This is a genomic window from Pantoea sp. ABR1s, from assembly GCF_057812235.1.
On record NZ_JBSZSY010000001.1, the window covers coordinates 115,065 to 127,366 of the forward strand.

Annotated in this window: 12 protein-coding genes; 9 read left to right on the forward strand and 3 right to left on the reverse strand. The window is 43.2% G+C overall.

All coding sequences use genetic code 11. The features are described from left to right. Positions 1-108: 108 nt before the first annotated feature. The 3 genes from ACXKZD_RS19530 to ACXKZD_RS19540 form a co-directional block, all read right to left on the reverse strand. The gene (locus tag ACXKZD_RS19530) at positions 109-828 is read right to left on the reverse strand and encodes a hypothetical protein (RefSeq protein ID WP_336999701.1); all 720 of its coding nucleotides are present in this window, start codon (positions 826-828) and stop codon (positions 109-111) included. 140 nt (positions 829-968) lie between these two features. Further along, a complete protein-coding gene (locus ACXKZD_RS19535; RefSeq protein WP_010256756.1) occupies positions 969-1,604 on the reverse strand; it encodes a helix-turn-helix transcriptional regulator in 636 nt (211 codons plus the stop codon). 45 nt (positions 1,605-1,649) lie between these two features. After that, positions 1,650-2,240 (reverse strand): helix-turn-helix domain-containing protein, encoded by a 591-nt coding sequence (locus ACXKZD_RS19540; RefSeq protein ID WP_033759834.1) that lies wholly within the window; start codon positions 2,238-2,240, stop codon positions 1,650-1,652. A 1,025-nt stretch (positions 2,241-3,265) separates the two neighbouring features. Here ACXKZD_RS19540 and ACXKZD_RS19545 point away from each other — a divergent pair. From ACXKZD_RS19545 to ACXKZD_RS19585, 9 genes are all read left to right on the forward strand, one after another. Then, complete coding sequence (locus ACXKZD_RS19545) at positions 3,266-3,583, forward strand: hypothetical protein (RefSeq protein WP_010256762.1); 318 nt, start codon at positions 3,266-3,268, stop codon at positions 3,581-3,583. Between the two features lie 9 nt (positions 3,584-3,592). Continuing rightward, positions 3,593-3,814: a hypothetical protein gene (locus tag ACXKZD_RS19550; protein WP_010256766.1), complete on the forward strand. Its 222-nt coding sequence runs from the start codon at positions 3,593-3,595 to the stop codon at positions 3,812-3,814. A 94-nt stretch (positions 3,815-3,908) separates the two neighbouring features. Next, a complete protein-coding gene (locus ACXKZD_RS19555) occupies positions 3,909-4,439 on the forward strand; it encodes a fimbrial protein (RefSeq protein WP_010256772.1) in 531 nt (176 codons plus the stop codon). Between the two features lie 62 nt (positions 4,440-4,501). Next, a complete protein-coding gene (locus ACXKZD_RS19560) occupies positions 4,502-5,239 on the forward strand; it encodes a fimbrial biogenesis chaperone (protein WP_052271916.1) in 738 nt (245 codons plus the stop codon). Between the two features lie 25 nt (positions 5,240-5,264). Next, a complete protein-coding gene (locus tag ACXKZD_RS19565) occupies positions 5,265-7,856 on the forward strand; it encodes a fimbria/pilus outer membrane usher protein (protein ID WP_050442346.1) in 2,592 nt (863 codons plus the stop codon). A 12-nt stretch (positions 7,857-7,868) separates the two neighbouring features. After that, positions 7,869-8,924 (forward strand): fimbrial protein, encoded by a 1,056-nt coding sequence (locus tag ACXKZD_RS19570; RefSeq protein ID WP_488982099.1) that lies wholly within the window; start codon positions 7,869-7,871, stop codon positions 8,922-8,924. A 59-nt stretch (positions 8,925-8,983) separates the two neighbouring features. Further along, on the forward strand, positions 8,984-9,646 hold the full coding sequence (locus ACXKZD_RS19575) for a response regulator (RefSeq protein ID WP_033759842.1): 663 nt from the start codon (positions 8,984-8,986) through the stop codon (positions 9,644-9,646). Positions 9,647-9,680: 34 nt separating this feature from the next. Then, a complete protein-coding gene (locus ACXKZD_RS19580; RefSeq protein WP_033759844.1) occupies positions 9,681-11,003 on the forward strand; it encodes a TolC family outer membrane protein in 1,323 nt (440 codons plus the stop codon). Positions 11,004-11,028: 25 nt separating this feature from the next. Then, positions 11,029-12,288, forward strand: coding sequence for an HlyD family secretion protein (locus ACXKZD_RS19585; protein ID WP_033759846.1), 1,260 nt, complete (start codon positions 11,029-11,031; stop codon positions 12,286-12,288). Positions 12,289-12,302: the final 14 nt, after the last annotated feature.

The following is a 12,302-nucleotide window of genomic DNA, read 5'->3' on the forward strand; positions in this document are numbered from 1 at the left end:
ACGAGATAATCTGCAATCCTGACATTGCTTCCAGCACAACTCTTGATTCTGGAGTCAGTGAACGGCATTATCAGAACTGATTAATAAAAAATATGGTGCCAGATTGCATCAATGCAGTGAGTATGCAGCGCCCTGAGCTTTACTGCTTTTATCAGCTATCTTCATAGCATTGCTCTGAGCATGACTACTGTCAGAATTTAATAGTGAAGAAGCCACCGGGTGATTCAACAGTTTTGACTCGCCCGCTTCAGAACAAGAACGTTCATTTACTACACGCGATAACGTACGTGATTGTGCTTTGAGACTGGTTAAAACAGATTCAGCTTCCTTTGCAGGCACCAGACGCGCCGTGATTTTATGCTGATCATTTACCGCTAACTGATAGTAATAGCGCTCACCTGATTTCAGCTCTGGTGTGGATACTTCAATTTTTGCTGGCTGGACAAAATCATGCTGGCTGAACATAACGTCCAGTTTTTTCTGGCCAGGACACACACTAATTTCAGTCCCTCTATCACCTGACATTACGCTCGTATAGTATTGATTATTAACAAATACGTTAACGACGCGTTTTGATGCGGCAGGATTTTTTTCATCAATACGGTAGACAATAATGTGCGCACGCGGGTCGCGTATCTGCTCCGGCGCCTTGTCATTGTTGACCTCTTTAAACAACGATGGCGCAGGAACGTTCTGCGATGGCGCCGCCTCAACATAATTGCAGTACAGGTAGCCTGTAAGTAATAAAACCATACTCAGCATTGCTCCCTGCATAAATTTAAAGGGATTATTCGATGCTTTGCATGTTAAACGTGAATTATTTTCCATATAACTCTCCTTAAGGTGCTTAACCTTTATATTTAAAACACCTTATATCCGATGTTGAACAGGAGCTGACAACTCCTTAAAAAATAAAAAATGGGAAATTTAAACAGCGCAGAAGGGTGAGCCTACGCCTCTGGACAACGTTAAATCTCATTTACATTGATAACTCCTTTGTAAAGTTCAAGCAACGAGACATCATTGATAAATGCATTAAATTCTTTATCTCCTTTCAGAGCGAACTTTCTCATCACATTATATTTATGTGCATAGATTGTTTTAACTGACAAATCTAACCTTTTTGCTGTCTGGATTACACTGTATCCTTTCTTCAAAAAACTAAGCACCTGAAGTTGCACCACGGTGATACGTGCAAATTCGCACCGTAAACAGTCTGAAGGCAGATATCCCATAACTCTTCCCTGAGTGTTTAACCAGGCCTTGGTTATTTTCTCAGTTATTAAACGTACCGAATCCCTTTTTGACACTTCAAGCAAAGATTGATAACAAAATGGTAACGGGTTTTTAATTTTCTCTCCGAAATCATCGGTAAATACCAATATGATACTGCCAGGCTTTCGCTCGCGATAAGCGGGTTGACACATATAAAGACGCCATTGCGAAACATTGATCAGGATGAAGTCAGCCTGCCGCAGGTTATGACTATCAAAACCTGATAAAAATTTTACTTCTGCATCAGACAGCAGTGCCTCCTCAATTACCTTTGATATGCCCAGTCTGAAGAAGTAATTGTCATCCGTACAAACCACATTAACATCCATTTTTTCCCTTCAGCATCACAAAATTCACGATGACAAATATTATATTCAGGTGAACTTACCGTTAATCAGTACCAATTCGCCTTTCTCTTTTAGTTCCTTGAGCACTCTGCAAATGGAACTTTTTGATAAATGAGAACTATTTTCAATAAGATATAGTGCTGAAAATCGTTTCTTTAAATGAGTCGGCAGTTTTTTCCATCTTTCAATCAAAGAAATAACTTCATCATATGAGTTACTTTTTGGTAACTGAATGTAATTCATCAGATCAGAATACTGTCCTGATAAAATAGACATTGCGTCATTAAAAAGATCTTTCTCAAAAACCAATCGCCAGAACACGTCATAGTCAATGAAACTGACTTTTCCATAATCGACTCGTTCCAGATAGACTGGCGGCTCGTCTAAAGCTGGAGTGACGCCGACAACAAACGGAGCGGATAAGATATTCAAAACCTTATTCTCGCCTTTAAGTTTAAGTAAAAAATCGCCGTCAAGAATGAACATAACGCGACGTACATTATCTTTAGTCAAATGATAACGGCGCTTGCCTCTTGAAATTTCATCTGGATTAGCAATCTGCGTAAATCCTGCTAATGCATCGATGATCCGTTCATGATTTTCAGTCACTCTATACATATTAATTAACTCAATCTAACTGACGTATTGGTCAGTGATTAGCAACAATTCGTAAAATCAGTTTTTTATAGTCTCTTTCTCTTTCGCCTGGTGTACTCGCTTACCTGAGCTCGCCTCCATAACTCGGGCAGTTAAAAATAGTCTTTATCGGTTCCACTATAATAAAACCGACCCAACAAAATTCAAAACCGCAAATACAAATAAATAAAGACATTCAGGCTAATAAAAGAAACAATAACCAGATCTTACACCATTCAAATGCTGTTTAGTTAGCACATAAATCTACTTTGTAGCACCTTACGGGCAGTGTTATAACTTTTTTCCTAAAAAAAGAATTTCCCATTACCATTTGAAAGATGATGTTATGAGCATGCTATTTTAAAATCACGTATTTAAACACCTCTCTCAATTTTCCAGCATGGCTGAAAAGAAACAAATCAAATTGGCATCAATGTTAATGCTCCTTACTAAAGTTACGCTGTCAGGCAGCATTGCATGGAAGGAATTAAACCACGGCACCCATCAAACAGACACTTAAATTGGTTATCTTTAGATATTTAGTTTTTTATCCTGATAAATATAATTTGCTTAGCTTAAATCACCAGAAACTGGCAAATGGGATTTTTCCCTTTTTAATTCCACTTCTCAAATGACTTCACATTCAGGCAAGTGAAATCATTAACTCATAGCTTTATGCACAAGCTTATTCATAGATGAATCAGTTTCACTGAACCGCGTTCATGGCATGCGCTTCCCTGATGCCAGATAATTTTAAGCATCAGGCATAAGCAGTGCTGTTAATGGTTAAATCACGCATAAGAACACTGTGCGCTCAAAAAACTCCAGAATACCAACAGCAGTTAATATTATGTAAAAATATAATAGCCATATCCTTGCTTGCGATAACAAAAGAAGAATTATGGATGTTTTACTATTTCATTTTTTATGACCACCCATTCTAATAGCGCCGTTCGCTAGAAGCGGCATAAATAATAATATTGAAAAAATGATACATGGAGATATCGATGAGAGAGTTAACATCTTTTGAAATGCAAAACGTTTCAGGAGCAGGTTTTTTTGACTTTATTGGTGCTGTAGTTGTCGGTGCCGTTACAGGTATTAGTTCTTTTGGTCTTAAATGGGGAATGAGTGGCGGAAGCACCGGTGGCGTGTTAGGCGTTGGTATTGTCTCTGCCGGTGTAGGTCTGATTGTCGGCGCAGTCCTTGGTCTTGTTGATGGTGCTTTATATGGTGCTATGAATGGCTGGGATAGCACGGCAGGCTGGTTTAACGCGGTCGTTGAAAACCAGTTTGATCCTAATGCATCTGTAATTACAGCTTAAGGAAACAACATGCGTGAATTGAACAATAAAGAAATCGAAGGCGTTAGCGGTGGTTCATTAACTTCGGTGATCCTGGATTTCTTTAAGCAGCTAGGCGCAAGCTCAGAAGAGAAAACTGAATGGACGCGCCCAGACTCAATTCCAGCAGCGAACCCGGTTAGTGGGTCTGCCTTTGGCATGGGTATTGTTGGTGTCGCAGCAGCAGTCGTATTTGGATTGCTGATTTTCTAATTCTCTTGTGAGGAATGAATCCTCCAGGGAAGTGAACGATTATTAAATCGTTCATTAATTGATGTTATTAATTATTTTATACAAAGGAAAGTATATGAAAAAGTTATCTATGGTTGCTCTTGGTCTGATGCTGGCTGCTGCTCACGTTAATGCTGCTGAAGCTTCAGATGGCACCATTAACTTCACAGGAAATATTGCGTCTCAGACTTGTACTGTAAGCGTAAACGGCGGCGGCAGCACTGCAACCGTTACACTGCCTAAAGTAGCAAGTAGTATTTTAAGCACATCTGGTCAGACTGCAGGTAACACTCGCTTCACTATGGCGCTGAGCAATTGCTCAGCTACGACTGGTGACGTGTACGCTTACTTTGAACAAGGTGCCAACGTCAATGCTGATGGTCGTTTGACCAATACTGGTACTGCAACGAATGTTGACCTGCAGCTGCTGGATAGCGGAAATGGCGTGTTGAACGCGGGTAGCACTGAGCAGACCACCTCTCCAAAAACTGTCGCTCTGACTGCTGGTGCAGGTACTCTGACCTATTCTGCTCAGTACTATGCAACTGGTGCAGCTACTGCTGGTACCGTCTTATCAGCTGTGAACTATTCAATCAATTACCTGTAATTGATTATGGTGGGAGCATCTGTTCCCACCTCTCTTCCTCTATCATCATTTCTGTCAAAATCATGAAAAAAAAAAGTTTTAAATTTTTGATCTCCTGTCTGCTGGCTTTTACGGTGACCTCATCGGCTTTTGCCAGCGTGACGATTATCGGCACCCGGGTAATCTACCCCGCAACAGAAAAAGAAGTCACAGTCCGCTTAGATAACCATGGCAATCAACCTGCGCTGGTACAGGCCTGGATTGACAATGGAAATCCTGATGAAGCACTGGATAAAATAAACGTACCGTTTGTCTTGCTACCGCCTGTTTTCCGTATGGAGGCTAACAAAGGACAGACATTACGTATCGTTTATACCGGTTCAAACCTGCCCAAAGATAAAGAGTCGGTATTCTGGCTTAACGTACTCGACATCCCTCCTCGCGATAAAAGCCTTGCGAATCAAAATCAGTTGCAAATGGCTATTCGTAGCCGTATCAAAATTTTCTTTCGCCCAGCCCGGTTCGATGCGATGCAAGCCACAGAAGCAGCGTCGGGTCTTATCTGGCATCAAGGGGAGAAAGCGAATCAGCTGACAGCAACCAATAACTCTTCGTTTTACGTCAACGTTTCACAGATCAATGCCGAGGATAACGCGGGGCGAAAAGTAGTCAGTGAAAAGGGAGAAATGCTTGCACCAGGCGAAACAAAAAGCTTCTCCCTAAAAGGATTGAACGCAAATCAAATAAAAACAAACTTTCATTATCAATATCTGGATGATTATGGCGCTGCACGCAATGTAGACGCCAAAATTAGTCAGTAACTTTGGTAACTCATCAGGGGTAATAATGATGGCAAGGATGATTAAAAATAATAAACCAACGGGAAAAATATTTTACCGATCTTTTCTGGCGCTTTTTTTAACTGCATCAACAGGCGCCGCATTTGCAGAAAATTCGTATGATTTTGACGAATCATTTGTGAAGAATCTACCGGGCGTTAAAGTTGATGTGGCCCGCTATGCAACCGGTAACCCTATTGATCCTGGTACTTATACGCTGGATATTTTCCTGAATGGTCGTCAGATTGGTCGGGAAAATGTTCAGGTCATTCGTGAAGGGGCGGGAACCAAAGCGTGCCTTTCCTATGATCTGGTCAAAAGCTTGTCACTTAAGGACACAGTTTTTAGCCCGGGACAAGCTGAAGATTTGCGCTCTGGTAAACAGTGTATGGCGCTGGAGGAGGTAGTTAAAGAGAGTCATGCAGCTATCAATTCTGCCGATATGCAGATGGATATCTCAATTCCGCAAATTTATCTGTTGCGATCTGCGCGCGGCTACGTTGCGCCAGAATTCTGGGATAAGGGTGAAACAGCACTCACGCTAACCTATAACACCAACTATTATCGCTCTGTAAATCACGGTCAGGCATATGACTCATTTTATGGCCGTGCGCTGGCGGGCTTTAACCTTGGCGGATGGATGTTCCGTCACGATGGTTCTCTCAGCTGGCAACGTCAAAAAAACAACGAGTATCATCATTACGATGCAATTAATACCTATGTCCAGCGTGATATTCCGCAAATAAAATCACGGCTGTTATTAGGTGAAGGCAATACCAGTGGCGAAATTTTCGATACGCTTTCTTTTCGTGGTGCGCAAATATCTACAGTTGACCAGATGTGGCCAGACTCTCAGCGAGGCTATGCACCAGAAATCCGCGGCGTAGCCCGAACCAACGCTCAGGTAACTGTATCGCAAAATGGCAACAAAATTTATGAAACGACGGTCTCACCAGGCCCTTTTAATATCACCGATCTCTATCCTACAGGCTACGGTGGTGATTTAGACGTGACCGTGAAAGAAGCTGACGGCGGTGAGACCCGTTTCTCAGTTCCTTACGCAGCGATGACGCGTCTGAAACGTCCGGGCATGACTTTTTATAGTCTGACCGGCGGTGTATCCCGAAAAGACAATATGGTTTATACACCTTCGGTCTATCAGGGCACTATTCAGCATGGTTTTAGCAATAGTCTCACCGGTTACTCAGGTATTCTGGGATCAGATAACTACACCTCTGTGCTGTTGGGAGGTGCATTTGGTTTACCTGTTGGTGCGATCTCACTGGATATTACTGGCGCTCAGACAAAATATGGTGATGAGAAAAAGCAAGGTGTAAGTTATCGGGCAACTTATAGTAAGAAGGTTTCTCAGACTAACACGAATTTTACTCTGGCGGCTTACCGCTTCTCATCATCCGGTTATTACAGTTTTGATAATGCATTACAAATCAATAACTATTATAAAAAAAATCATAAAAACAGTTCGTCAAATTATCTTTCGCGCCCCAAACAACGTTTTTCTATGACGGCAAGCCAAAATTTTGGGGAGTCATATGGGAATATCTATCTTACTGGTTTCGTTCAGAATTACTGGGATTCTGCCGGAACGAATACGCAATTTCAGCTGGGTTACAATAATACAATTGGTCGGGTCTCCTATACTTTATCAGCAAACCGATTATTATATTCAACCGGCGGGCATGACACTCAACTGTCACTCGACTTCTCGGTGCCAATTGGCAGCGATAGTCAAAGTTATGTAACCGGAAGTGCGACACATAATAAACAGGGTGTGAATGCACAAACAGCAGTTAATGGTGTTCTGGGTGAACATGATCAATATAACTATAACGTTGGAATAGCGCGCGATACTGATAATGAGAAGTCCGGTTCAGTTAGTGGGCAGTACCGTTCGCCCTACAGTATGCTGACGGCGTCTTATACTAAAGGGGAAAACTATTATTCTGCCTCGGGTGGTATCAGCGGTGCGGTAGTCGCTTTACCTGATAGCATTAATTTCAGCGCTTATCAGTCTACGACTTATGCTGTTGTTACCGCAGAAGATGCAGAGGGCGCGCGTGTACTTGGCTATCCCAATATTGTGTTAAACGGCAGCGGCAAAGCTATTGTGCCAAACCTTAACCCGTACCGGATAAACGAACTGGCCATCGACCCAAAAGGAATTCCACTGGATGTTGAGCTTGAATCAACTCAGCAGCGCGTTATTCCTGTTGAGGGTGCAGTCGTCAGACTTGATTATAAAACCAGCAAAGGAAAGCCACTGTTAATTCGGGCTAATCAGCCGAACGGAAACGCCTTGCCATTTGGTGCAACGGTTAATGATGAAGACGGTAACCTTATCACCACTGTTTCACAGGGTGGTCAGATTTATGTGAGGTTAAATAAAGATGTCAGCCGCCTGCATATTTCCTGGGGTAAAGCAGCCAGTGATAAGTGTCTGGTTAACCTGGAGTCTGGTGTTGTTAATTCCAGTGAAAACAACACACTTGCAAGGCTCACAACAACATGCAGCAGCGATCAATCAAAACCTGTTCGCTACGTGTCTAACGGCGAAATAAACAAAGATAATCAGGGTTAATCGGGTGACATTATGATGTTTATTAACTTAAGAAGGACACTGACCAGAATAGTCAGCATCATGACTATGGTATCTGGTTTCGTCATACTAGCACCAATTAATGCGAACGCGGCAGATGATGTCACACTGACGTGCAAAAAATCTCTTTCTGATGCGGTATTAGATTTCCGCTCACTGGGGATAAATATTTCGGCAGCTGTTCCGGTGGGCACGGTCGTGCATAGTGGCAATTTAACAGTCACGTTCAAATGTGCCCTGGATAATCTGCAACAGTTTTTTGATGGTTTAACGGGAGAAGTGTACTTAAAGCGTAAAACAATTGCTGAAGATGCACTCGGTTATGGCTTAACCATTTATACCGGTTACGGTGGTGAAATGTCCACCGACGCTGCCAATATTCCTACCGGCAACAAGATCGCTACTTACGCGTTAACCAGTGGCGGTACAGTCGGTGCTTATACTGATGTCACATTGAATGTGCCTTTTCAGATTGTGCGGACGTCAAACTCGATGGCTGGCCCCAATTTGCTTCCGGACTATGTCAACGTATTTGATGTAGGCTCATTGGTACCAGGAAATGACCTGAAACTTTATATCAGATATATTAAAAGCGGCATCACTGTGAGGGATCAAACCTGCTCAGCAGCAGGTGATGTTAACCCGAAGGTGTCATTAGGGAGTTACACAGCGAATACCAGCAGTGGGTTGGGTTCCGGTATTGGACAAACCAGCCCATCTACCGCTTTTAATCTTCAGCTTAACTGTGAGGCACTTCTTTCAGGTACCTTTGACGTTATGATGCAGTTGGATGGGGATGCGGCTTATGGGCTATCGGATGTCGGCGTAGTTTCTCTGAACTCGACCTCAACTGCCAGCGGAGTGGGTGTTCAGATTCTGAATGAAAGTCAGCAACCTGTTGCACTGGCAGCACCATACAGAGTTGCAGCTTATCCACTGTCGTCAGCATTGATAACAGTGCCCTTATATGCACGTTATTACCAGACTGCTGCCACAATAACCCCTGGTAGTGCTAACGCAGTTGCTACCTATACCATTAGTTATCAGTAACCATATGGGCTCTTCGGAGCCCTTTACCAGACTTTATAAACTGAGAAAGGATTTTATCAGTGGATAGGCCATTAAAAGGAAGGAGGTTTAAAGTTGGTGTCTCTGATGAGAGTCCTTTTATTTTTTATTCAATACAAAAAATACTCTCAACCGGATTTCACAACCTGGACATTGCAGCATACCCGGTAGAAGCAGAAAATCTTTTTGTAAAACTGAATAGCGATCCTCCTGATATATTAATTACTGATTTTTGCTTTAATTTTGAACGTAATGATTTGAACGGCGTTAGAAAGCTAGAAGAAATTTACAACCATAATGCTAACCTTAAAATCATGATCTTTACGGCACAGAATAGCCCGGCCATTTTGAAAAGAATATTGCAAATCCCGGTAAATGCAATAGTGAGCAAACGTGATGATATACGGGATCTGGTAGAAGCTTTGCACTGGGTTTGCTCATCGAATTCTGAAATATTTTATTCAGAAAAGATGAAAGATCTGGCGCATTCTGCTTCAGAGGAGCCCGCACAGACTCTTTTATCACCCGCAGAAGTTGAAGTAATCAGACTTTTTGCTATCGGGTACAGTTTAATGGAGATAGCTAAAGCACGTAAACGTAGTATCAGTACGGTTGCAACGCAGAAATATAACGCCATGCGTAAACTTCAGCTGCAGTCTAATACTGATTTGATTAAATATGTCTTTGCCCAGCAACTCATTTAATTTCGGGCTTAATTTTTAAGAAACAGCGAGCATCATGAAATTTTATAATTTTAAAATTGCATTTATTGTACTGTCCTGCGTGCCATTTGGATCTTATGCGACCAGCTTACAGCAGGCTGCCCGAGCCGCATTAACCTATGACTCTGCATTGCAATCCAGCCAGATGACCAGTGAAGCCGATCAGCAAAAATACTGGCAGGGTATGGCCGGAATGTTGCCCACATTGACGCTCGAAGGAAACTGGGATCGTCAGGAACAGCCGGATAAAAAATATCAAAGTGGTGTAACAAATCACAGTTACGATCTCAGTGTCAGACAACCCCTGTTTGATATGAGTAAATATGCTGGCTGGCGTAAAGGCGTTGCTATTGCCAATACCGCTGAAGCCCAGTCAAAAAAAGCTGAAGAAAAGTTATTAAATGCGATCAGTAATGCCTACTTTTCGGTGCTCTATCAGCAGGAAGTTTTACAGGCTGAGAAAGCTGCCAGTCACAACTTCAAACAACAGCAGCAAAAACTGCAGGCCGGTATTCTGAATGGACAAAACACCCGTACAGAGCTGGATGAAGCTAAGGCCAATTACGCTCTTGCTCAGGCCAAAGAAATAGAGGCGAGTAGTCAGTTATTGCTGGCTGGAGAAGCATTTCGTCGCTTATCGGGTGTCAGCCCGGACACTGTCGAGCCGGTAAACTTTCAGTGCCTTAACGCTTCGCCCTACGCTTCTTTAACTGATGCGATTAATGCCAGCCAGCAACGTAACACTGAAATCAAAATTGCCCTGTTTCAGAATGATCAGGCCGATGCTGATGTATTGGCTGCAGATGGCGCACATATGCCTGTCGTATCACTTTACGCCAGATATGGCAAAAACTGGAGCCGTAACGATAACGACGACAATTTACTTTATGATGCTATTTTTGGCACTAACTCTAAAAGTAATAATCTGCAGTATGGCGTTAACGTTTCTATTCCATTATTCGCGGGTGGCAGCCAGATTTCACAATCTTATGAAGCAGCCTATCGCCGTCAGGCAGCGAAATATTCCACCATGGAAGCACAACGCAAAGCGGCTACAGATACACGTTCAGCATGGCTTAGTCTTACGAATGGAAAAGCGTTAATCAACGCGCAGAAAAATGCCGTCGAGTCTTCACGCGAAAAAGTGGTGTCTGTTCAATATGGCCGGGAAATGGGTTTCCGTACGGTAAATGATGAGCTTGATGCTCAGCAAAAATATTTTAGCGCACTTAAAGATCAGGCTGAAGCTCGCTTCAATTACCTGAACGCCCTCATTAATCTGGCACAAAGTACCGGATCACTATCAATCGACATGCTGAATTTTTTTCAGTGCCGTTAATCCCTTACTCATGATGATTATATAAATGGAACAGTCACTATTCCGTCAGGAGGCACTTGATGCAGCCAACCGTGGAAACCTGGGCATTGTGGCACTCTATTGCCCACCTTATCGCTGGTTAGTTATTTCCGTTGTAGTGCTGATCACTGCCGCGACAGCGCTGTTTTTTATATTTGGCAGTTATACAAAATATGAATCCTCTACCGGAGAACTTCTGCCTAAAAATGGCATGCTGATCATTCCGCCCCCCGTAAGCGCCACGGTGGTCGATATTCCAATAAAAGAGGGCCAGCATGTAGAAAAAGACGATGTGCTGATGGTGTTGTCATCAGAGGTTTCAACACAGTTAGGTCAGACTCGTCAGGTTATTGCCGAGAATCTGAAAGGCCAGCGTGAAAGGCTTCAGCAGGATCTGGTGACGCTTGAAAAGCTTCATCAGGTTGAAATGAAGGGCCTGACCGACACTATTGCCAGCCTGAAACTGCAACAGGAGCAGCTGAAGCTGCAACTGACACACCGTCGGAAACAGGTTTCCCTGGCGAAAATGCAGTTGGACAAGCTGGAAGCCATGCACAACGAAGGGTATGCCTCAAGCCGTCAGATGGAAGAGCAGGAGTCTAATCTGCTCGATAGCCAGGCGCGCTACCAGGAATATCAACGTCAGCTGTTGGACATCTCGCAAAAAATTGTTCAGACCGAGCAACAGCTGCATGAAAAACCGCTGGATGACGAGAAAAAGCGTAACGATATCGAGCGCCAACTGGCTGATAACCGGCAGTCGATGGCTGAAAATGAAGCGCGCCGCTCGTTTGAATTACGTGCGCCTAAAAGCGGATATGTCGGCATGATTATGGTCAAAAATGGACAGATGCTCACCGCCGGTCAGTCAGCCATAGCAGTTTTGCCAAGCAATACTGAACTTGTCGCCCGCATCATGGTAAACACGCAGTCCATTGGTTTTATCCAACCGGGACAGCGGGTGGTGCTGCGCTACAAAGCGTTTCCTTATCAAAAGTTTGGTCAACAGTATGGAAAAGTTATCGAGGTTTCACGCACCGCTCTGTCTCCTCAGGAAGTCACTACGTTAACCGGCAAAAATAATATTCAGGAACAGCAGTACCGCGTGCTGGTCTCCCTGGACAAACAATCAATTACTGCTTATGCGCAGAATGAAAAACTCAAGCCGGGTATGGCGCTGGATGCCGATTTTATCGTCGACAAACGTCGTCTTTATGAATGGGTGCTGGAGCCAATTTTTGCGCTTGGACACAAAATCTCTCTCTGATTAAAAGGTCTGTT